This is a genomic window from Paraburkholderia sp. Cpub6 (genome assembly GCF_014201065.1).
Classification (GTDB): domain Bacteria; phylum Pseudomonadota; class Gammaproteobacteria; order Burkholderiales; family Burkholderiaceae; genus Paraburkholderia; species Paraburkholderia tuberum.
On the sequence record NZ_JACHDM010000006.1, the window covers coordinates 87,440 to 108,202 of the forward strand.

Genomic DNA, 20,763 nt, shown 5'->3' on the forward strand with positions numbered 1-20,763 from the left:
GTTTTCGCTTTCCCGCACATTTGCATTAATCGCATGGATCTAGACTTCTGGTGGCTGCTGGTCATACCCGTCGCATTCGCGTTCGGCTGGATGGCGGCGCGCTACGACCTCAAGACGCTGCTGTCCGAGAGCGCGAACCTGCCGCGGTCCTATTTTCGCGGCCTGAACTTCCTGCTCAACGAGCAGCCCGACCAGGCGATCGACGCATTCATCGAGGTCGTCAAGCTCGACCCTGAAACGGTCGAATTGCATTTCGCGCTCGGCAATCTGTTCCGCCGGCGCGGCGAAACGGATCGAGCGATCCGCGTGCATCAAAATCTGCTGAGCCGCGCGGACCTGCCTGTCAGTGAGCGCGATCACGCGCTGTACGAACTCGGCCAGGACTTCCTGAAAGCGGGTCTGCTCGACCGTGCCGAGGAAACCTTCCGCTCGCTGCAGGCGGGCGATTACGCACTCGGCGCTCAACGCGCGCTGTTGACGATCTACGAGATCGAGAAGGACTGGGTCAAGTCGATCGATACCGCGCGACATCTCGAAACGATGGGCGCGCCGTCGCTCGACAAGGAAATCGCGCAGTTCCATTGCGAACTTGCTCAGGAAGCGCTGCAGCAGAAGAAACCGGACGAAGCGCGTCATCAGCTCGGTCTCGCGCTGAAGGCGAACCCGACCAACGTGCGCGCGACGATCCTGTTCGGCGACGTCGACGCGGCCGGCGGCGCCTCCGAAGCGGCGATCGGTCAATGGCGCGGCGTCGAGGAGCAGAACCCCGCGTATCTGCCGCTCGTCGCCGAGAAAATCATGAAGGCGTATGAAGCGCTCGGCCGCGCGCAGGAGGGCGCCGATCTGCTGACCACGTGGGTCGACCGTCATCCGAGCAACGATCTGCTCGACGTCGCGTATCAGTACGTCGCGTCGCTGCGCGGCGCCGATGCCGCGCATGCGCTCGCGCGCACGCAGATGCAGAAGTCGCCGAATCTGGTCGGCATGACGCGTCTGCTCGAAGCGCAGCAGGCCGTCGCCGAAGAGCCGCGGCGCAGCGAGCTCGAACTGATGCACACACTGATCCGCCAGCGCACCAAGAATCTGCCACGCTATACGTGCCAGAATTGTGGTTTCCGGGCGCGGCTTTTCTACTGGCAGTGCCCCGGATGCAGCGGTTGGGAAACCTATGCACCGCGCCGCGTCGAGCCGATTACCGCGTCGAGTTGACGCCGCACGGGCGGCTTTGGCCGCGTCGGCGTTCATTGCGACGCAACCGCTCCGCGAATTTCGCAACGAGTTTATCGCCGGCCTCATGAGCGGCATTCATTACCGGAAACTTCCACCGGAAAGCGTATGAAAATCACCATTATCGGCACCGGCTATGTGGGCCTTGTCACCGGCGCATGTCTCGCCGAAATCGGCAATGACGTCTTCTGTCTCGACGTCGATCAGCGCAAGATCGACATCCTTAACAAAGGCGGCGTGCCGATTCACGAACCGGGCTTGCAGGAGATGATCGCCCGCACGCGCGCGGCCGGCCGCATCACGTTCTCGACCGATGTCGCCGCGAGCGTCGCGCACGGCGACGTGCAGTTCATCGCGGTCGGCACGCCGCCCGACGAAGACGGCTCCGCCGATCTGCAATATGTGCTCGAGGCCGCGCGCAACATCGGCCGCACGATGAATGGTTTCAAGGTGATCGTCGACAAATCAACGGTGCCGGTCGGCACCGCGCAGCGCGTGCGCGCGGTGATCAATGAAGAGCTCGCGAAACGCGGGCTCGCCGGCAGCGCGCAGCATCGCTTCTCGGTCGTGTCGAATCCCGAGTTCCTGAAGGAAGGTGCGGCCGTCGACGACTTCATGCGCCCCGACCGTATCGTGATCGGTATCGACGAAGACGAACCGGGCGTGCGGGCGCGCGAAATGATGAAGCGTCTGTACGCGCCGTTCAACCGCAATCACGAACGCACGCTGTACATGGACGTTCGCTCGGCCGAGTTCACCAAGTACGCGGCCAACGCGATGCTCGCGACGCGCATCTCGTTCATGAACGAGATGTCGAATCTCGCGGACAAGGTCGGCGCCGACATCGAAGCGGTGCGCCGCGGCATCGGTTCCGATCCGCGCATCGGCTATCACTTCCTGTATGCGGGCTGCGGCTATGGCGGCTCGTGCTTCCCGAAGGACGTGCAGGCGTTGATTCGCACCGCGAGCGAGAGCGGCCACAACCTGCGGATTCTCGAGGCGGTCGAGGAAGTGAACTACCAGCAGAAGGACGTGCTCGTGAACAAGATCACCGCGAAGCTCGGCGAGGATTTGAGCGGCCGCGCGTTCGCGGTGTGGGGTCTCGCGTTCAAGCCGAATACCGACGACATGCGCGAGGCGCCGAGCCGTCGCGTGATCGGCGAGTTGCTTGCGCGCGGCGCGAACGTGCGTGCGTACGATCCGGTCGCCGTGACCGAGGCGCGTCGCGTATTCGCGATGGATCTGCACGCTGCGCCGGAGCAGCTGGCGCGTCTCACGTTCACGAGCACTCAGGACGAAACGCTGATCGGCGCCGACGCGCTCGTGATCGTGACCGAATGGAAGGAGTTCAAGAGTCCTGATTTCGTGCATCTGAAATCGGTGCTGAAGACACCGCTGATTTTCGACGGCCGCAATCTGTACGAACCGGACGCGATGACCGAGCTCGGTATCGACTACCACGCCATTGGACGCCCCTATGCCCAACCCTCTGAACTTCCGGTCGATGCCTGAGGCCATGCCCGCGGCGCCCGCGTCCACGACGGCGCAGAAGCTCACGGTCGTGCCGCGCGCGCAGCTCAACGCGGCGCGCGTGCTGGTGGTCGGCGACGTGATGCTCGACCGATACTGGTTCGGCGACGTCAACCGCATTTCTCCGGAGGCGCCCGTGCCGGTCGTGCACGTGCAGCGCCAGGAAGATCGGCTGGGCGGCGCGGCGAACGTCGCGCGCAACGCGGTCGCGCTCAGCGCGCAGGCGGGCCTTTTGTGCGTGGTCGGTCATGACGAGCCCGGCGAGCGCATCGTGCAGCTGCTCGGCGAAAGCGGCGTCACGCCGCATCTGGAACGCGATCCGGCCTTGCTGACGACGATCAAGCTGCGCGTGCTGTCGCGTCAGCAACAGTTGCTGCGCGTCGATTTCGAAAACTCGCCGGCACACGAGGTGCTGCTCGCGGGCCTCGCGCGTTTCGACGAGCTGCTGCCATCGTACGACGTGATCCTGATGTCCGACTACGCGAAGGGCGGCCTCACGCACGTCACGCAAATGATCGCGAAGGCACACGCGGCCGGCAAACCGGTGCTCGTCGATCCGAAGGGCGACGACTGGGAGCGCTATCGCGGCGCGACGCTGATCACGCCGAATCGCGCGGAATTGCGCGAGGTCGTCGGACAGTGGAAGTCCGAGGAAGATCTGATCGCGCGCGTCACGAAGCTGCGCGCCGAGCTCCAGTTCAAGGCGCTGCTGCTGACGCGCTCGGAGGAGGGCATGACGCTGTTCTCCGACGATGGCATCCTGCACGCGTCGGCCGTTGCGCGCGAAGTGTATGATGTTTCGGGCGCGGGGGACACCGTGATCGCGACACTCGCCGCGATGCTCGGCGCGGGTCTTTCGCTCGTCGACGCGGTCGGACTCGCGAATCGCGCGGCCGGCATCGTGGTCGGCAAACTGGGCACCGCCACCGTCGACTACGACGAACTCTTTTCCTGATGCAGCCCGCGGGGCGCCGTCGTCCGACGGACCAGCGGACCCCGCGCGGCGTTGACTGAACGAAGCTCACTACCGCAGGATCACCATGACCGTCATCGTCACCGGCGCGGCCGGTTTTATCGGCAGCAATCTCGTGAAGGCGCTCAACGAGCGCGGCGAACAGCGCATCATCGCCGTCGATAACCTCACGCGTGCGGACAAATTCAGGAATCTGGTCGACTGCGAAATCGACGACTATCTCGACAAAACCGAATTCGTCGAGCGCTTCAGGCGCGGCGACTTCGGCAAGGTGCGCGCGATATTCCACGAAGGCGCCTGCTCGGACACGATGGAAACCGACGGCCGCTACATGATGGACAACAACTACCGCTATAGCCGCGACGTGCTGGACATCTGCCTCGCGCAGAACGTTCAGTTCCTGTACGCGTCGTCGGCGGCGACGTATGGCGGCTCGAGCCGCTTCGTCGAGGAGCGCGAGGTCGAGCAGCCGCTGAACGTGTACGGCTATTCGAAGTTCCTGTTCGATCAGGTGATTCGCCGCGTGTTGCCCACCGCGAAGAGCCAGATCGTGGGCTTCCGTTATTTCAACGTCTACGGTCCGCGCGAAACGCACAAGGCGCGCATGGCGTCGGTCGCGTTTCACAACTTCAATCAGTTCCGCGCCGAGGGCAAGGTCAAGCTGTTCGGCGAGTACAACGGCTATGCGGCCGGCGAGCAGACGCGCGATTTCATCTCGGTCGAAGACGTCGTCAAGGTCAACCTGTTCTTCTTCGATCATCCGGAGAAGTCAGGCATTTTCAATCTCGGCACCGGCCGCGCGCAGCCGTTCAACGATATCGCGAGCACCGTGGTCAACACGCTGCGCGCGCTGAACAACGAGCCGGCGCTGTCGCTCGCGGATCAGGTGCAACGCGGGCTGATCGAATACATTCCGTTCCCCGACGCGCTGCGCGGCAAGTACCAGTGCTTCACGCAGGCCGATCAGTCGAAACTGCGCACGGCCGGCTACGACGCGCCGTTTCTGAGCGTGCAGGAAGGTGTCGATCGTTACGTGCGTTGGCTGTTCGGCCAGGTGTGATTCGTACGTCATCCTCTTTAAACTGGAATCTCCTGGCCGGTGATGGTCGCCGGCCAGTGGCAACAGGGAGATTCCAATATGTTTCGAAAAGTACTGGTTACCGCGGCGATGCTCGCCGCTTTCGGCCACGCGTATGCGGCGGTCGACGTCAACACGGCTAACGAAGACGCGCTGCGCGGCATCAAGGGCATCGGTCCGGCAAAAGCCAAAGCGATTGTCGAGGAACGTAATGCGCACGGCCCGTTCAAGGACGCGGCGGATTTCGGCAAGCGCGTCAAGGGCATGGGCGGGCACACCATCGAGCGCCTGCAGGCGGAGGGTCTCGCTGTCGGACCGGCTGGCGCGGCTGCTAGCACGCAGGTTGCGGCAGCTGCGGCGGGCAAGGAGCCGGCCGCTACGGCCGCGTCCGCCGCCACGCAGAAGGGCGCCGCCGCAGTGGCGGTGAAGAAGTAAGCGGCCGCGAGCCTTGCGCGTGCCATGCTGACGAGCGGCTTGCGGCGCGCAGGGTTCGCGAACGTTCCATTGCATCGATTGGTACACACGTTTTCCCGCGGCTCGCAGCCGCGGGCATTTTGCGTGGCAACACCATGCATCCATGCGGACAGAAGGGCTGCAGGGCAGCGCCGGAGATCGTGGTTTAGAATCGATGGATTGAAGACACTCTTTCGCGCATCGATCGCTAGACCCCATATGGCATACCAAACGATTGAAGACACGGTCGGCAATACGCCGCTCGTACAACTCGTCCGGCTTCCCGACGACGAGATCCGTAGCCGCAACAATGTGATCCTCGCGAAGCTCGAGGGCAACAATCCTGCGGGGTCGGTGAAAGACCGGCCGGCGTTGTCCATGATCAAGAAGGCCGAAGCACGCGGACGCATCAAGCCGGGCGACACGCTGATCGAATCGACGAGCGGCAACACCGGCATCGCGCTCGCGATGGCCGCCGCAGTCCGCGGCTACAGGATGGTGCTGATCATGCCGGAAGATCTGTCGGTCGAGCGCCGCCAGAGCATGGCCGCTTACGGCGCGGAAATCATCCTGACGCCTGTCAAAGGCGGCATGGAGTACGCGCGCGATCTCGCCGAGCAGATGCAGCGCGAAGGCAAGGGCATCATCCTCGATCAGTTCGCGAACCCGGACAATCCGGCCTCGCACATCGAAGGCACGGGCCCGGAAATCTGGCGCGACACGGAAGGGCGCATCACGCACTTCGTGTCGTCGATGGGCACGACCGGCACGATCATGGGCGTGTCGACGTATCTGAAAACGCAGAACCAGCAGATCGAAATCATCGGCGCGCAGCCGGAAGAGGGCTCGCGTATTCCGGGTATTCGCAAGTGGCCGGAAGCGTATCTGCCGAAAATCTTCGACCGCAGCCGCGTCGACCGCGTGGAGAACGTCAGTCAATCCGCGGCCGAGGCGATGGCGCGCCGCCTGGCGTCGGTCGAAGGCATCTTCGCGGGCATTTCGTCGGGTGGCGCGTGCGAAGTCGCGCTGCGCATCGCGCGTCAGGTCGAGAACGCGACGATCGTGTTCATCGTCTGCGATCGCGGCGACCGTTACCTGTCCACGGGGGTATTTCCCGCGTAAGCGGGTCGCCGCGCCTTCGCGGGCACACGAGCTAATAAAAAGCGCCGGTCGAGCCGGCGCTTTTTTTGCGTCTTTCAACGCGAGGCGCCCGCGGCGACTCGCGGCGCGACTCACTGCGAATCTGAGTTCGACTGATCCGCCTGGCCTTGCGACGCGCCGCCGTTGTTGGCCGCTTTTGCGGCATTCGCCGCATCGATCGCTTGCATCTGCGCCTTGACCTTCTGACCCAGCTGATACACCGCGAGCGCATAGAAGAAGCTGCGGTTGTAGCGCGTCAGCACGTAGAAATTCTTCAGGCCGAGCACGAACTCGGTGCCGCGTCCCGGTGTCGGCAGATCGACCACCGTGACCGGGGTGCCCGCTTCGGAAGCAATGTCGACGTTCGGCTCGTTCAGCACGAGGCCGGCACGCAGCAACTGGTCGAGCGGCCAGTGCGGCTCCGGCTGCCCATTGGCCGCGGCCTGCGCGACACCGAGGCTGCCCACGTCCGAGCCGATTCGCCATACCACCGGCCGCCCGCTTTCCCAGCCGTTCTGGCGCAGATAATTCGCGACGCTGCCGATCGCATCCGCATCGCTCGTGCGCAGATCGATGTGCTTGTTGCCTTCGTAGTCGACCGCGTATTGGACGATGCTGCTCGGCAGGAACTGCGGAATGCCGATCGCGCCGGTGTACGAGCCGAGCACCGTGTTCGGGTCGATCTGCGCGTCGCGCGTCCACACCAGGTAGTCTTCGAGATTCTTGCGGAAGGTCGCCTGGCGGTCCGCGCGATTCGCGGTGTTCGGATAATCGAAGCTCAGCGTGGTCAGCGCATCGAGCACGCGGAAATTACCCATGTAGCGACCGTAGATCGTCTCGACGCCGATGATGCCGACGATCATCTCCGGCGGCACGCCGAACTCCTGATACGCGCGCTGCAGCGTGGCCCGGTTCTCGCGCCAGAACTGCACGCCGGCATTGACGCGCACCGGGTCGAGGAAGCGCGCCTGATACGAGCGCCAGTTCTTGACCGACGGCGTCGGTGACGGGGTGACCAGCTTCACTGCGGTCGCCGAGTAGCTGACGCCGGTGAACAGCGCGTGCAGCGACGCTTCGTCGAAATCGTAGCGCGCGACCATCTCGTTGATGAACGCATCGACGTTCGCGTTGTGCGCATAGCGCTGCGGAATGATCTCTTCCTCGAACGTCTGTCCTTGCGGTACCGGCTGCTGCGGCTGGCTCTGCGCGAGTTGCACCGGCGCTTTCCTCGTGGCGCTTTGCGCGCTCGCGGGACTTGCTGCGATGAACATGCACGATGCGACGATCAGTGAGGCGGCGTGGGTGCCGAAGCGAAGCCGGTGGCGTGGGGATCCTGCGGACAGAGCAAGCTTGACGGTCATGGTGAGCAGTGAGCGCGATGCGTGAAAGGCTGGAAGCAGTCGGAAAGCGGCAGGAACGAAACGGCGAATAACGGGTCGGGGAAGTATATCCGACGACTCCCGCAAAACCGTGCTGAATCGGCGACAGCGGCGTCGTGTGGTAACTTGACGAATGGAGGCGCGCGGGGGCGCGCGCCGCTCGACGGAGACACGCCGCGCGCGCAGTTCATGCGTCGCGCCGTAGAAGAGACGCACAACACGAACTATGGCAACAGGCTTCTATTCCCACCCCGACTGTCTGCTGCACGACATGGGGCAGTGGCACCCCGAGTGTCCCGCTCGCCTGCAGGCGATCGAGGATCAACTGATCGCAAGCCGCATCGACGCGCTGATCGAGCGCGAATCGCCGCCGCTCGTCGACGAGGCCGCGCTGCTGCGAGTGCACACGCAGGCGCACGTCGACTACATCCGCGGTCGCTCGCCCGTCGAGGGCGTCGCCGAGATCGATCCCGACACGACGATGAATCCCCACACGTGGCAGGCCGCGCTGCGCGCGGCGGGCGCGGCGGTCGCCGCCACCGACGCGGTGATCGAAGGCCGCTACGACAACGCGTTCTGCAGCGTGCGGCCGCCGGGCCATCACGCGGAGCCGGCGCGTGCGATGGGCTTCTGCTTTTTCAACAACATCGCGATCGCCGCGCGCCACGCGCTCGACGTGCATGGTCTCGCGCGCGTCGCCATCATCGACTTCGACGTGCATCACGGCAACGGCACCGAGGCCGCGTTCTCGGGCGACCCGCGCGTGCTGATGTGCAGTATCTTCCAGCACCCGTTCTATCCGTTCACGGGCGCCGACAACCAGGCGTCCAACATGTGCAACGTGCCGATGCCGGCGCGTTCGAACGGCATGGCCGTGCGCGAAGCGGTCGATATGCTGTGGTTGCCGCGCCTGCACGAATTCAGGCCGGAGATGCTGTTCATCTCGGCCGGCTTCGACGCGCATCGCGAGGACGACCTCGGCAACATGGGCCTCGTCGAAGACGATTACGCGTGGATCACCGACCAGATGCGCGAGATCGCGCGGCGTTATGCGCGTGGGCGCATCGTCAGTTGTCTCGAGGGCGGCTACAACCTGTCGGCGCTCGGGCGCAGCGTGGTCGCGCACGTGCGGTCGCTGGCGGAGATCTGAGGTTGCCCGACTGCACGCGGCGACAGTGGCTCGAAAGCCAGCGAGCGAAAATCGACATTCACGCACCGAGGAGCGAGCCATGAACGCCAGTCCCGCCAGCACCGGCGACGCGTCGCTGGTCACGATCGAACACGACGCATATCGCGTAGCGGGCGTCGTGCGCGTGACGATGAACCGGCCCGATGCGTTCAACGCGCTGTCCGAAGCGTTGCTCGACGGACTGCAGCAGACGCTGACCGGGATCGCGAAGACCGATGCCCGCGTGGTCGTGATCGCCGGCGCTGGCCGCGCGTTCTGCGCGGGGCACGACCTGAAGGAAATGCGCGCGGCGCCATCGCTAGCTTATTACCAGCAGCTGTTCGCGCGCTGCACGAAGCTGATGCTGACGATCCAGCGCATGCCGCAGCCGGTGATCGCGCGCGTGCATGGCATCGCGACCGCCGCCGGCTGCCAGCTGGTCGCAATGTGCGATCTCGCGGTCGCCGCCGATACCGCGCGCTTCGCCGTATCGGGCGTGAACCTTGGATTGTTCTGCGCGACACCGTCGGTGCCGTTGTCGCGCAACCTGTCGCGCAAGGCCGCGCTAGAAATGCTGCTGACCGGCGATTTCATCGACGCCGCCGAAGCGCGCAAGCAGGGGCTCGTGAACCGCGTCGCCCCAGCCGATGCGCTCGACGACGAAGTCGCGCGGCTCGCCGCGAGCATCTGCGCGAAGCCGGTCGAAGCTGTCAGCGCGGGCAAGGGCCTGTTCTACCGGCAGCTCGAAATGGGTATCGAAGCCGCGTACCAGCTCGCGGGGCAGACGATGGCCTGCAACATGATGGACGACTCGGCGCTCGAAGGCGTGCAAGCTTTCATCGACAAACGCGCGCCGGAGTGGAAGCGGTAGTCGACGGCCAGCAAGCGCCGCGTCTTGTCAACCCGGTCCAACCGCCCGCCTTTCGATCCACTCGACCAACGCCTCGATCACCCGATCGCGATCGAGGTCGTTCATCGTCTCGTGGTAGCTACCCTCGTGCAGCGTGAGCGTCTTGTCCGGCGAGCCCGCGTGCTCGCCGAACGCGCGGCTGCCGTCGGGCTCGGTCACTTTGTCGTCGGTGCCATGAAACACGAGCAGCGGCATGCGCAGCCTCGCGCGTCCGCGTTCGATGCGCGCCATCGCGAGCAGCAGCTCGGCGCCCGTGCGCGCCGGAATCGCGTCGTGATGCACGAGCGGATCGTTGAGGTTGGCTTTGACCACCGGCTGAAGGCGCGAGAGCAGCGCAGGGTCGATCTTCATCGCCGGGAAGGTTGGGTAGACGCGGCTGATCACCTGGCTTAGCGCGAGCATCCACTTCGGCACGTCGCGGCCCGGCGCGAGCGCGGGGCTCGACAGGATCAGACCGGCAAGGCGCCGCCCGCTCGCGTCGAGGCGCTCTATCGCATACAGCGCCGCCACCGTGCCACCCATGCTGTGACCCATCAGGAATAACGGCGCACAGCTTTGCGCGGCGGCGTCGAGCAGCGCCTGCGCATCGAGCAGGTAGTCGTCGAAGCGTTTCACATAGGCGCGCTTGCCGGGCGCGTGGCCGTGGCCGCGCAGATCGATCGCGACGAGTTCGATGCCCGCCCCGTTGAGCCGGCCCGCAACGGCGGCGTAACGGCCGGCGTGCTCGGCGAGGCCGTGCAGCAGCGCGACCGTCGCGCGTATGGGCCCGTTCGGCCGCCAGCGATACAGCGGCAATTCGATGCCATCGCCGGTCGTCACCGACCCGCGCTGCGGCGCATCTTTATTGAGACTGCCGGCGCTCGCGCGCACGGTGTGGCTCGGAGAAGTCTGCATGGCGGCGGCCTGTGCTGAGGAAGGGTGGCTCGATCATAGTCGTCGCGGCGCGAAGCGCGTGAGCTTCGTGCATAAGGCGCGGCTCTAATGCCCTCAGGTTATGAAAAGATCGAAATTGATTATTAAAGGGCATGTCGTCGCTGCGGTAGAATGACGACCTCAAATCCCAATAAAAGAAACGGCGGCCGCTTGTCGGGAGCACGATGCTCGCCGGCAGCCTCCGCCGTTTTCGTTTGTCCATGATCGAAATACGCAATGTTTCCCAGCGGTTTGCCGGGCCCCGGGGGTGGGTCGAGGCGCTGCACAACGTCAATCTGACGATTCCGGCGGGCGAGGTGTTCGGCATCATCGGCCGCAGCGGCGCGGGCAAGAGCACGCTCGTGCGCACGATCAACCTGCTGACGCGCCCATCCGAGGGCAACATCCTCGTCAACGGCCGCGATCTGACGACGCTGCCCGCCGCGCAACTGCGCGACGCGCGTCGCGAGATCGGCATGATCTTCCAGCACTTCAATCTGTTGTCGTCGCGCACCGTGTACGAGAACGTCGCGCTGCCGCTCGAACTGGCCGGCATGAAGCGCGACGAGATCGAGGCGAACGTGCTGCCGCTGCTCGAGCTTGTCGGTCTGTCGGCGCAGAAGGACCGCTATCCGGCGCAGATCAGCGGGGGGCAGAAGCAGCGCGTGGGCATCGCGCGTGCGCTCGCGAGCAAGCCGAAGGTGCTGCTGTCGGACGAGGCGACCTCCGCGCTCGACCCCGAAACCACCCGCGCGATCCTCGATCTGCTCAAGCGCATCAACCGCGAACTGAACCTGACGATCGTGCTGATCACTCACCAGATGGACGTGATCAAGCAGGTCTGCGATCGCGTCGCAGTGCTCGACGCGGGCCGCGTCGTCGAAGAGGGCAAGGTGATCGACGTGTTCCTGCAGCCGCACCACGAAGTCACGCGCGCGCTGATCGGCGACGTGATCGCGCAGGAGCTGCCGCCCGCCATGAAGGCGCGCGTCGCGCAGCGGTTGAAGACCGGCAGCGGCCATCTGCTGCGCCTCGCGTTCACCGGTTCGGGCGTCGATCAGCCGATCCTGTCGGAGACGATTCGCCGCTACGAGCTCGACTTCAACATCCTGCACGGCCAGATCGACGAAATCCAGGGGCAGGCGTTCGGCTCGCTCGCGGTACTCGCGGGCGGCGATCCGGCCAAGGTCGCGCAGGCGATCACGTTTCTGCGCGAGCAGGGTGTCGTAGTGGAGGAGCTCTCGCATGTTGAGTGAAATGTTCGATATGTTCGTCCAGTCGTTCTGGGAGACGCTCATCATGGTGGGCGTCTCCGGACTGGTTGGCGCTGTGGTCGGCGTGCCGCTCGGCGTGCTGCTGTATCTGACCGACCGCCAGGGCGTGCTTGAAAACGTCGCGTTGAATCGCGTGATGGGCGTGATCGTCAACGCGGTGCGCTCGACGCCGTTCATCATCCTGCTGGTCGCGGTGATTCCGTTTACGCGACTTGTCGTCGGTTCGTCAATCGGCACCGCGGCCGCGATCGTGCCGCTGACGATCGCCGCGGCGCCGTTCATCGCGCGTCTGGTCGAAACGGCGCTGCGCGAGGTCGATCGCGGGCTCATCGAGGCGGCCCAGGCGATGGGCGCGACCACCAGCCAGATCGTCTTCAAGGTGCTGTTGCCGGAATCGCTGCCGGGCGTGGTCGCCGGGTTGACGATCACGTTCGTGTCGCTGGTCGGCTATTCGGCGATGGCCGGCGCGATCGGCGGCGGCGGTCTTGGCGACCTTGGCATCCGCTACGGCTATCAGCGCTTCCTGCCAGAAGTGATGCTCGCGGTCGTGCTGATACTGATCGTGTTCGTGCAACTGGTGCAGTCGTTTGGGGATTGGCTCGTGCGTCGTCTGAGCCACAAATAAACAAGGGCGTTCGGAAGCCCGCTAATAAAGATTCGAAAAAGGTCCATCATGCAACGTCGCTTCATTCTCAAGCTGGCCGCCGCATTCGGCGCGGCAACGCTGTTCGCCACCACCGCGGCGCATGCCGAAGACACGATCAAGGTTGGTGTCACCGGCGGCCCGCACGCGCAGATCATGGACGTCGTGAAGACGGTCGCCGCGAAGAACGGCCTGAACATCAGGATCGTCGAATTCTCCGACTACGTGCAGCCGAACGCGGCGCTCGCGGGCGGCGATCTGGACGCGAACAGCTACCAGCACGACCCGTACTTGCAGGCGCAGGTGAAGGATCGCGGCTACAAGCTGATCCGTATCGCCGATACGGTCACGTACCCGATGGGTATCTACTCGAAGAAGGTGAAGTCGCTCGCCGAACTGCAGCCGGGCGCGAAGATCGCCGTGCCGAACGACCCGACCAACGGCGGCCGCGCGCTGCTGTTGCTGCAGAAGCAGGGCTTGCTGAAGCTGCGCGCCGAGGCGGGCCTGAAGGCGACGCCGCTCGACATCGTCGACAATCCGAAGAAACTAAAGATCGTCGAGCTTGACGCGGCGCAGATTCCGCGTTCGCTGGGCGATGTCGATGCCGCCGCGATCAACACCAACTTCGCGATGGAAGCGGGCCTCAAGCCAACGCAGGACGCTATCGCGATCGAGGACCGGAAAGGTCCCTACGTGAACGTGATCGCGATTCGCGAAGCGGACAAGAACAAGCCGTGGGTCGCGAAGCTCGTCGCGGCGTACCACTCGCCGGAAGTGAAGCAGTTCGTCGACAGCAAATTCGGCGGCTCGGTGATCACCTCCTGGTGATGCAATGCCCGCGGACCTCGCAGAACACGACGGCAATGCGAAATTAGAGGTCTGAGTCGGAACCCGGGGTTGTCTCCCGGGTTTTTTGGAGATTAAAATAGAACGATCGTTCGATATTGCCGTTGCGCCGCTGAGGAGCGATATCCTCCCGCAAAGCGCCCGCGACACGGCTGTCATGAGGGCAGTCGCTATAATGTTCATCGGGTTGACGTATTCGTAACTTTGGAGCGTGTGCATGAAAATTCTGGTGCCAGTGAAAAGAGTGGTCGACTACAACGTGAAGGTCCGCGTGAAATCGGACGGTACGGGCGTCGATATCGCGAACGTGAAAATGTCGATGAACCCGTTCGACGAAATCGCAGTTGAAGAAGCGGTGCGTCTGAAGGAAGCGGGCGTCGCGACCGAAGTGATCGCCGTGTCGGCCGGTGTTGCGCAGGCGCAGGAAACGCTGCGCACCGCGCTCGCGATCGGCGCGGATCGCGCGATCCTGATCGAATCTGGTGAAGACCTGCAGCCGCTCGCCGTCGCGAAGCTGCTCAAGGCGCTCGTCGACAAGGAGCAGCCGCAACTGGTGATCCTCGGCAAACAGGCCATCGACGACGACTCCAATCAGACCGGCCAGATGCTCGCCGCGCTCGCAAATCTGCCGCAGGCGACGTTCGCGTCGAAGCTTGTCGTGGCGGACGGCAAGGCGACGGTGTCGCGTGAAGTGGACGGCGGCGCGGAAACGCTGTCGCTGACGCTGCCGGCCGTGGTCACGACCGATCTGCGCCTGAACGAGCCGCGCTACGTCACGCTGCCGAACATCATGAAGGCGAAGAAAAAGCCGCTGGAAACGGTCAAGCCCGAAGACCTCGGCGTCGATGTCACGCCGCGTCTGAAGACGCTGAAAGTCGCCGAGCCGCCCAGGCGCTCCGCCGGTGTGAAGGTGCCGGACGTGAAGACGCTGGTCGAGAAGCTGAAGACCGAAGCGAAGGTGCTGTGAGGAGACCCGAGAAATGACGAACCTGGTAATTGCAGAACACGACAATGCGTCGATCAAGGCCGCGACGCTGAACACGATCGCAGCGGCACAGAAGATTGGCGGTGATATTCACGTGCTGGTCGCGGGGCATAACGCGCAGGGCGCGGCCGATGCGGCCGCGAAGATCGCGGGTGTCAGCAAGGTGCTGCTCGCCGATGCGCCGCAACTGGCCGAAGGCCTCGCGGAAAACGTCGAAGCGACGGTCCTGACGCTTGTGCAAGATGCGGCGAAGCACTACACGCACATCCTCGCGCCGGCTACCGCCTACGGCAAGAATGTCGCGCCGCGTATCGCCGCGAAGCTCGACGTCGCGCAGATCAGCGACATCACGGCAGTGGATAGCGCCGACACGTTCGAGCGTCCTATCTACGCGGGCAACGCAATCGCGATCGTGCAATCGGCTGATCCGATCAAGGTCATCACCGTGCGCTCGACCGGTTTTGATGCAGTTGCAGCCGAAGGCGGCAGCGCAGCGGTCGAGAAGATCGAAGCGGCAGCCGACGCAGGCCTCTCGCAGTTCGTGAGCCGCGAAGTGACGAAGCTCGATCGTCCGGAACTGACGAGCGCGAAGATCATCGTGTCGGGTGGCCGTGGTCTGGGCAATGGCGAGAACTACATGAAGGTGCTGGAACCGCTGGCCGACAAGCTCGGCGCGGCACTGGGCGCATCGCGTGCGGCGGTCGACGCGGGGTTCGTGCCGAACGACTATCAGGTCGGCCAGACGGGCAAGATCGTCGCGCCGCAACTGTACGTCGCGGTCGGTATCTCGGGTGCGATCCAGCACCTCGCCGGCATGAAGGACTCGAAAGTCATCGTCGCGATCAACAAGGACGAAGAAGCGCCGATTTTCAGCGTGGCCGATTACGGCCTGGTTGGCGATCTGTTCACCCTCGTGCCGGAACTCGTGAGCGAACTCGGCTAAGCGCCGCGGCGCCTGAAAGAGGCCGCCGAAAGCAAACGAAGGGCGCAGGACCGACCAAGTCCCGCGCCCTTTTTTCATATCAAGGGAGGAGAACCGAAATGAGCTACACGGCGCCCATCAAGGACATGCTGTTCGTGATGAAAGAACTGGCCGGACTCGAAGACATCGCGAAGCTGCCCGGCTTCGAGGACGCGAACCTCGACACCGCGCGGGCCGTGCTCGACGAGTCGGCGAAACTATGCGGCGAAGTGCTCGCGCCGCTGAACGTCGACGGCGATCGCAATCCGAGCAGTTGGAAGGATGGCGTCGTCACTGCGACGCCGGGTTTCAGGGAAGCCTTCCGCCAGTTTGCCGAAGGCGGTTGGCAGGGCGTGCAACATCCGCTCGACTACGAAGGCCAGGGCCTGCCGAAGCTGATCGCGACGCCTTGCATCGAAATGCTCAACGCGTCGAACCTCTCTTTTGCGCTGTGTCCGTTGCTGACCGACGGCGCCATCGAAGCGCTGCTAACCGCTGGCAGCGAAGCGCAAAAACAGACCTATGTGCCCAAGCTGATTTCCGGCGAATGGACCGGTACGATGAACCTGACCGAGCCGCAGGCCGGCTCCGATCTCGCGCTCGTACGCACGCGCGCCGAGCCGCAGGCCGACGGTTCGTTCAAGCTGTTCGGCACGAAGATTTTCATCACCTGGGGCGAGCACGACATGGCGAAGAACATCGTGCATCTGGTGCTCGCACGCACGCCGAACGCGCCCGATGGCGTGAAAGGCATTTCGCTGTTCCTTGTGCCGAAGTTTCTCGTCAACGAAGACGGCTCGCCCGGTGAGCGCAACGACGTGCATTGCGTGTCGATCGAGCACAAGCTCGGCATCAAGGCGAGCCCGACCGCGGTGCTGCAGTTCGGCGATCACGGCGGCGCGCTCGGTCAACTGATCGGCGAAGAGAATCGTGGCCTCGAATACATGTTCATCATGATGAACGCCGCCCGTTTCGCGGTCGGCATGCAAGGTGTCGCGATCTCGGATCGCGCATATCAGAAGGCGGTCGCGTATGCGAAAGAGCGCGTGCAGAGCCGTCCCGTGGACGGCTCCGCGAAGCAGTCGGTCGCGATCATCCAGCACCCGGACGTGCGCCGCATGCTGTCGACGATGCGCAGCCTCACCGAGGCGTCGCGCGCGCTCGCCTACGTCGCCGCCTCGCACTGCGATATCGCGCATCGTCATCCGGACGATGCGACGCGCGCGAAGCATCAGGCGATCTACGAATACCTCGTGCCGATCGTGAAGGGCTGGAGCACGGAGCTGTCGATCGACGTGACGAGCCTCGGCGTGCAGGTGCATGGCGGCATGGGCTTCATCGAGGAAACCGGCGCTGCCCAGTACTACCGCGACGCGCGCATTCTACCGATTTACGAAGGCACGACCGCGATCCAGGCCAACGACCTGATCGGTCGCAAGACGCTGCGCGACGGCGGCAAGGTCGCGAAGGAACTGCTCGCTGGCGTCGCCGAAACGGTTGAAGCGCTTGGCGCGCAGCAGGGCGCGGCGTTCGCGTCGATGCGCACACAGCTCGCGCAGGGCCGGCGCGCGCTTGGCGCGGTCGTTGATTTCGTCGTCGCCAATGCGAAGGGCGATCCGAATGCGGTGTTCGCGGGCAGCGTGCCCTATCTGAAGCTCGCGGGCATCGTGCTGGGCGGCTGGCAGATGGCGCGTGCGCAGCTTGCCGCGGCGACGAAGCGCGACGAGGACCCAGCGTTTCATGACGCGAAGATCGCGACCGCGCGGTTCTACGCCGAGCACGTGTTGCCACAGGCGGCGGCGCTCGAAGTGGCGATCGTCAGCGCGAAGGGGGGCGAGGGCGTGCTGGCTTTGTCGGAAGACCAGTTCTGAGCATGCCTCGATGCCGGCCGCGATCGCGGCAGCACATTGAAATGCAAACGGCGCCCCGCGAGGCGCCGTTTGTTTGACCGGCTGCTGTTTGTTGCGGCCTGCGCCGCGGCCAGGACCGCGTCAGCGCACGCACTCAAACTCACGCATACGCCGGCCGATGCTCGCCCGCGGTCTCACCGAGATAGCGATGCACCGACAGATCGTCCGCGCGAATCGCGGGCTGCTTGCCCGACATCAAGTCGGCGAGCAGTTGGCCCGAGCCGCACGACATCGTCCAGCCAAGCGTGCCGTGGCCGGTGTTCAGGAACAGGTTCGGAACCGGCGTGCGGCCGACGATCGGCGTGCCGTCCGGCGTCATCGGCCGCAGACCGGTCCAGAACGTCGCCTTCGACGTGTCGCCGCCGCCCGGGAACAGGTCATTCACAGAAAGCTCGAGCGTCTCGCGGCGCGCCTGGCGCAGCGATTTGTCGAAGCCGACGATCTCGGCCATCCCGCCGACGCGAATCCGGTCATCGAAGCGCGTGATCGCGATCTTGTAGGTCTCATCGAGCACGGTCGACACTGGCGCGGCAGCCGCGTCGACGATCGGCGCGGTGATCGAATAGCCTTTCAGCGGATAGACCGGAATCTTCACTATGCCATCGAGGAAGCGTGTCGAATACGAGCCGAGCGCGACCACGAACGAATCCGCGCGCACGAGTTCGCTGCCGCACTGCACGCCGGCGATGCGGCCGCCCGCCATCGCGAGCGCGTCGATCGACGTGTTGTAGCGGAACTTGACGCCCAGTTCCTCGGCGAGCGCCGCGAGGCGCGTCGTGAACATCTGGCAGTCGCCGGTTTCGTCGCCGGGCAGGCGCAGGCCGCCGGTGAGCTTGTGCGACACCGCGGCGAGGGCTGGTTCGGCCTTGGCGAGTTCGTCGGCCGTCAGCAGCTCGTATGGCACGTTGGCTTCCTGCAGTACGGCGATGTCTTTCGCGGCGCCGTCGAACTGCTGTTGCGTGCGAAATACCTGCAGCGTGCCGCCGGTGCGGCCTTCGTACTCGATGCCGGTGTCGGCGCGCAACGCCTGCAGGCAGTCGCGGCTGTATTCGGCCAGCCGCACCATACGGCCCTTGTTCACCGCATAGCGCGGCGCCGTGCAGTTCTGCAGCATCTGCCACATCCATTGCAGTTGGAACGCGGTGCCGTCGACGCGAATCGCTAGCGGCGCGTGCTTCTGGAACATCCACTTGACGGCCTTCAGCGGCACGCCCGGGGCGGCCCACGGCGAAGCGTAGCCCGGCGAGATCTGGCCCGCGTTGGCGAAACTGGTTTCGAGCGCCGGGCCGGCTTCGCGATCGATGACAGTCACTTCGTGACCGGCGCGCGCGAGGTAATACGCACTCGTCACGCCGACGACGCCACTGCCCAAAACGACGACTCGCATAGCTGCTCCAGATATCCAAAAATTGAGTGAGGGCAAGGCGCTCGTCGGAGGTTCGATCTGATTCGATTCGGCGAGCTGCAATGTGAGGTGAAATGCCGTTTGCCCAGTGTTAACCGCTATACTATTAACAGTGAGACAGGTTTTGTTATCGTATTTTCATCATTTTTAGAAAAAACACCATGCGTACCCAGCGCCAGCCCGTGCGGGCTCTCGACAAGCTCGATCACAAGATCCTGCGGCTCCTGCAGCAGGACGGCCGTATGGCGATGAAGGACCTGGCGGAGCAGGTCGGTCTGTCAGTGACGCCGTGCATCGAGCGCGTCAAGCGGATGGAGCGCGACGGCGTGATCACCGGCTACTACGCCCGCGTGAACCCGGCCGAGCTCGGCGCGGCGCTGCTCGTGTTCGTCGAGATCACGCTCGATCACAAGAGTGGCAACATGTTCGATCTGTTCCGGCGCGAGGTGCAGAAGATCCCCGAGGTTCTCGAGTGCCACCTCGTGTCGGGCGATTTCGACTATCTGATCAAGGCGCGCATCGGCGAAATGGCCGATTACCGCAAGTTGCTCGGCGATATCCTGCTGCAGCTGCCGGGCGCGGTGCAGTCGAAGAGCTATGTGGTGATGGAGGAAATCAAGGAGACGCTGACGATCGCGGTGGGCGAGTAGGTGCCGGTTCACTGACGGGGTTGGACGCGCATCAAGCGACCAACGAAGTGCTCGACAAACGGCGTAAACACTGTATATTTATACAGGTGTTTTGCGCCGCTTTCCTTTGGCGCTTCCTGTTTGCGTTTGCTTTGCGTGGCCCGCCGTGGATGACCCCGACACCCCTGACATTCCCGAATTTCCGATCGCGCCGCCGGCGCCTCGCAAGGGGCGCGGCGCGGTCACGAACCTGCAAGGCCGCTACGAAGTCGACCAGCGCGAAGCCGTCCACGATGGCTGGCAGACGGCCGACGAAGACGGGGAGCCGAAGGTCCTGCGCACGCAGGTGTTCGAGGAGCGCGCAAAAACCATCCTCACACGCAATGCATCGCCGGACATTCCGTTCAATGTGTCGCTGAATCCTTACCGGGGCTGCGAACACGGCTGCATCTATTGCTTCGCGCGGCCCACGCACAGCTACCTGGGCTTGTCGCCCGGGCTCGATTTCGAAAGCCGCATCTACGCGAAGATCAACGCGCCCGAACTGCTCGAGCGGGAACTGTCGAAGAAATCCTATGTACCCGAGCCGATCGCGCTCGGCGTCGCCACCGATGCATGGCAGCCGGCCGAACGTGACTTGCGTCTTACGCGTCGTGTGATCGAGGTGCTCAGCGAGCGCAACCACCCGTTCGCGGCGATCACCAAATCATCGCTGATCGAGCGCGACATCGACCTGCTTGCGCCGATGGCCGGGCGCGGGCAATTCATGGCGGCGATCACCATCACCACGCTGGACGCCGACATCGCGCGCACGCTCGAACCGCGCGCGGCCACGCCGTCGCGCCGGCTGCGCACGATCCGTACGCTAAGCGAGGCGGGCATTCCGGTCGGCGTCAGCATCGCGCCGGTGATCCCGTTCGTCACCGAACCGGATATGGAGCGCGTGCTCGAAGCATGCGCCGAAGCGGGCGCCAGCAATGCGAGCTATATCGTGCTGCGGCTGCCGTGGGAGGTCGCGCCGCTGTTCAAGGATTGGCTGGGCGCACATTTCCCGGATCGGGCCGAGCGCGTGATGAGCCGTGTGCGCGACATGCGAGGCGGCAAGGATTACGATTCTTCGTTCTCGACCCGCATGAAGGGAGAGGGCTTATGGGCGGATCTGCTCAGGCAGCGCTTTCACAAGGCCGTGCGCCGGTTAGGGTTGAACGGGCGCGACCGCGGCATTCTCGACATGTCGCATTTCCGCCGGATCGAGCCGCCGCGCGCCGAGCAGGTGAGCGCACCGGCGCGCGACAATCCGCAACTGAGGCTTTTCTAGCGCGCAGGAACGTCTGCGGGTC

19 protein-coding genes are annotated in these 20,763 nt (G+C 64.3%); 16 read left to right on the forward strand and 3 right to left on the reverse strand.

Annotated features, from left to right (window positions below; translation table 11 throughout):
* Positions 1-33: 33 nt before the first annotated feature.
* The 6 genes from lapB to cysM all read left to right on the forward strand — a co-directional run bounded on the left by lapB (position 34) and on the right by cysM (position 6,383).
* Complete coding sequence (lapB, locus tag HDG33_RS13290) at positions 34-1,209, forward strand: lipopolysaccharide assembly protein LapB (RefSeq protein WP_184027703.1); 1,176 nt, start codon at positions 34-36, stop codon at positions 1,207-1,209.
* A gap of 126 nt (positions 1,210-1,335) precedes the next feature.
* Positions 1,336-2,739: a UDP-glucose/GDP-mannose dehydrogenase family protein gene (locus HDG33_RS13295; RefSeq protein WP_090801314.1), complete on the forward strand. Its 1,404-nt coding sequence runs from the start codon at positions 1,336-1,338 to the stop codon at positions 2,737-2,739.
* Positions 2,705-3,712, forward strand: a complete 1,008-nt coding sequence (gene rfaE1 / locus HDG33_RS13300) for a D-glycero-beta-D-manno-heptose-7-phosphate kinase (RefSeq protein WP_090801312.1) — start codon at positions 2,705-2,707, stop codon at positions 3,710-3,712. The genes HDG33_RS13295 and rfaE1 overlap by 35 nt, the downstream gene beginning before the upstream one ends.
* Before the next feature lie 85 nt (positions 3,713-3,797).
* A complete protein-coding gene (gene rfaD, locus HDG33_RS13305) occupies positions 3,798-4,790 on the forward strand; it encodes an ADP-glyceromanno-heptose 6-epimerase (RefSeq protein ID WP_184011054.1) in 993 nt (330 codons plus the stop codon).
* Between the two features lie 78 nt (positions 4,791-4,868).
* On the forward strand, positions 4,869-5,243 hold the full coding sequence (locus HDG33_RS13310) for a helix-hairpin-helix domain-containing protein (protein WP_090805416.1): 375 nt from the start codon (positions 4,869-4,871) through the stop codon (positions 5,241-5,243).
* A gap of 237 nt (positions 5,244-5,480) precedes the next feature.
* Complete coding sequence (cysM, locus tag HDG33_RS13315) at positions 5,481-6,383, forward strand: cysteine synthase CysM (RefSeq protein ID WP_184027705.1); 903 nt, start codon at positions 5,481-5,483, stop codon at positions 6,381-6,383.
* 110 nt (positions 6,384-6,493) lie between these two features.
* Here the strand turns inward: cysM and mltB are convergent, their stop codons facing one another.
* Complete coding sequence (gene mltB / locus HDG33_RS13320; RefSeq protein WP_184027707.1) at positions 6,494-7,672, reverse strand: lytic murein transglycosylase B; 1,179 nt, start codon at positions 7,670-7,672, stop codon at positions 6,494-6,496.
* A gap of 334 nt (positions 7,673-8,006) precedes the next feature.
* Here mltB and HDG33_RS13325 point away from each other — a divergent pair, with 334 nt between their 5' ends.
* Positions 8,007-8,930, forward strand: a complete 924-nt coding sequence (locus HDG33_RS13325; RefSeq protein ID WP_090801305.1) for a histone deacetylase family protein — start codon at positions 8,007-8,009, stop codon at positions 8,928-8,930.
* Between the two features lie 79 nt (positions 8,931-9,009).
* The gene (locus HDG33_RS13330; protein WP_184027710.1) at positions 9,010-9,819 is read left to right on the forward strand and encodes an enoyl-CoA hydratase; all 810 of its coding nucleotides are present in this window, start codon (positions 9,010-9,012) and stop codon (positions 9,817-9,819) included.
* 27 nt (positions 9,820-9,846) lie between these two features.
* Here HDG33_RS13330 and HDG33_RS13335 read toward each other — a convergent pair whose 3' ends face one another.
* A complete protein-coding gene (locus HDG33_RS13335) occupies positions 9,847-10,752 on the reverse strand; it encodes an alpha/beta hydrolase (protein WP_184027713.1) in 906 nt (301 codons plus the stop codon).
* 239 nt (positions 10,753-10,991) lie between these two features.
* Between HDG33_RS13335 and HDG33_RS13340 the strand changes: the two genes are divergently transcribed.
* From HDG33_RS13340 to HDG33_RS13365, 6 genes are all read left to right on the forward strand, one after another.
* On the forward strand, positions 10,992-12,026 hold the full coding sequence (locus tag HDG33_RS13340; protein ID WP_184027716.1) for a methionine ABC transporter ATP-binding protein: 1,035 nt from the start codon (positions 10,992-10,994) through the stop codon (positions 12,024-12,026).
* Entirely contained in the window at positions 12,016-12,669 is a 654-nt protein-coding gene (locus HDG33_RS13345; protein ID WP_184011069.1) for a methionine ABC transporter permease, read from the forward strand. Before HDG33_RS13340 ends, HDG33_RS13345 begins: the two co-directional genes overlap by 11 nt.
* Before the next feature lie 48 nt (positions 12,670-12,717).
* Entirely contained in the window at positions 12,718-13,515 is a 798-nt protein-coding gene (locus HDG33_RS13350) for a MetQ/NlpA family ABC transporter substrate-binding protein (protein ID WP_184027728.1), read from the forward strand.
* A gap of 235 nt (positions 13,516-13,750) precedes the next feature.
* Positions 13,751-14,500 (forward strand): electron transfer flavoprotein subunit beta/FixA family protein, encoded by a 750-nt coding sequence (locus tag HDG33_RS13355; protein WP_184027740.1) that lies wholly within the window; start codon positions 13,751-13,753, stop codon positions 14,498-14,500.
* Positions 14,501-14,513: 13 nt separating this feature from the next.
* A complete protein-coding gene (locus HDG33_RS13360; RefSeq protein ID WP_184027751.1) occupies positions 14,514-15,461 on the forward strand; it encodes an electron transfer flavoprotein subunit alpha/FixB family protein in 948 nt (315 codons plus the stop codon).
* A 98-nt stretch (positions 15,462-15,559) separates the two neighbouring features.
* Positions 15,560-17,350 carry an acyl-CoA dehydrogenase gene (locus tag HDG33_RS13365; RefSeq protein WP_184027764.1) on the forward strand — a complete coding sequence of 597 codons (1,791 nt, stop codon included), beginning with the start codon at positions 15,560-15,562 and terminating at the stop codon, positions 17,348-17,350.
* A gap of 139 nt (positions 17,351-17,489) precedes the next feature.
* Here HDG33_RS13365 and HDG33_RS13370 read toward each other — a convergent pair whose 3' ends face one another.
* Positions 17,490-18,776 carry a D-amino acid dehydrogenase gene (locus tag HDG33_RS13370; protein WP_184027767.1) on the reverse strand — a complete coding sequence of 429 codons (1,287 nt, stop codon included), beginning with the start codon at positions 18,774-18,776 and terminating at the stop codon, positions 17,490-17,492.
* Between the two features lie 179 nt (positions 18,777-18,955).
* Between HDG33_RS13370 and HDG33_RS13375 the strand changes: the two genes are divergently transcribed.
* Together HDG33_RS13375 and HDG33_RS13380 are read left to right on the forward strand one after the other, a co-directional pair.
* Positions 18,956-19,444: an Lrp/AsnC ligand binding domain-containing protein gene (locus HDG33_RS13375; protein ID WP_090801287.1), complete on the forward strand. Its 489-nt coding sequence runs from the start codon at positions 18,956-18,958 to the stop codon at positions 19,442-19,444.
* 145 nt (positions 19,445-19,589) lie between these two features.
* The gene (locus HDG33_RS13380; RefSeq protein WP_184027770.1) at positions 19,590-20,741 is read left to right on the forward strand and encodes a PA0069 family radical SAM protein; all 1,152 of its coding nucleotides are present in this window, start codon (positions 19,590-19,592) and stop codon (positions 20,739-20,741) included.
* Positions 20,742-20,763 lie beyond the last annotated feature (22 nt).

What these genes read in the sequence shown, in the direction of transcription:
- HDG33_RS13360 (WP_184027751.1), top strand. Translation starts at nt 14,514, where the DNA reads ATGACGAACCTGGTAATTGCAGAACACGACAATGCGTCGATCAAGGCC.
- HDG33_RS13375 (WP_090801287.1), top strand. Translation starts at nt 18,956, where the DNA reads ATGCGTACCCAGCGCCAGCCCGTGCGGGCTCTCGACAAGCTCGATCAC.
- HDG33_RS13335 (WP_184027713.1), bottom strand. Translation starts at nt 10,752, where the DNA reads ATGCAGACTTCTCCGAGCCACACCGTGCGCGCGAGCGCCGGCAGTCTC.
- lapB (WP_184027703.1), top strand. Translation starts at nt 34, where the DNA reads ATGGATCTAGACTTCTGGTGGCTGCTGGTCATACCCGTCGCATTCGCG.
- HDG33_RS13345 (WP_184011069.1), top strand. Translation starts at nt 12,016, where the DNA reads ATGTTGAGTGAAATGTTCGATATGTTCGTCCAGTCGTTCTGGGAGACG.
- HDG33_RS13365 (WP_184027764.1), top strand. Translation starts at nt 15,560, where the DNA reads ATGAGCTACACGGCGCCCATCAAGGACATGCTGTTCGTGATGAAAGAA.
- HDG33_RS13370 (WP_184027767.1), bottom strand. Translation starts at nt 18,776, where the DNA reads ATGCGAGTCGTCGTTTTGGGCAGTGGCGTCGTCGGCGTGACGAGTGCG.
- HDG33_RS13325 (WP_090801305.1), top strand. Translation starts at nt 8,007, where the DNA reads ATGGCAACAGGCTTCTATTCCCACCCCGACTGTCTGCTGCACGACATG.
- HDG33_RS13310 (WP_090805416.1), top strand. Translation starts at nt 4,869, where the DNA reads ATGTTTCGAAAAGTACTGGTTACCGCGGCGATGCTCGCCGCTTTCGGC.
- rfaE1 (WP_090801312.1), top strand. Translation starts at nt 2,705, where the DNA reads ATGCCCAACCCTCTGAACTTCCGGTCGATGCCTGAGGCCATGCCCGCG.
- cysM (WP_184027705.1), top strand. Translation starts at nt 5,481, where the DNA reads ATGGCATACCAAACGATTGAAGACACGGTCGGCAATACGCCGCTCGTA.
- HDG33_RS13340 (WP_184027716.1), top strand. Translation starts at nt 10,992, where the DNA reads ATGATCGAAATACGCAATGTTTCCCAGCGGTTTGCCGGGCCCCGGGGG.
- rfaD (WP_184011054.1), top strand. Translation starts at nt 3,798, where the DNA reads ATGACCGTCATCGTCACCGGCGCGGCCGGTTTTATCGGCAGCAATCTC.
- HDG33_RS13295 (WP_090801314.1), top strand. Translation starts at nt 1,336, where the DNA reads ATGAAAATCACCATTATCGGCACCGGCTATGTGGGCCTTGTCACCGGC.
- HDG33_RS13330 (WP_184027710.1), top strand. Translation starts at nt 9,010, where the DNA reads ATGAACGCCAGTCCCGCCAGCACCGGCGACGCGTCGCTGGTCACGATC.
- mltB (WP_184027707.1), bottom strand. Translation starts at nt 7,672, where the DNA reads ATGTTCATCGCAGCAAGTCCCGCGAGCGCGCAAAGCGCCACGAGGAAA.
- HDG33_RS13355 (WP_184027740.1), top strand. Translation starts at nt 13,751, where the DNA reads ATGAAAATTCTGGTGCCAGTGAAAAGAGTGGTCGACTACAACGTGAAG.
- HDG33_RS13350 (WP_184027728.1), top strand. Translation starts at nt 12,718, where the DNA reads ATGCAACGTCGCTTCATTCTCAAGCTGGCCGCCGCATTCGGCGCGGCA.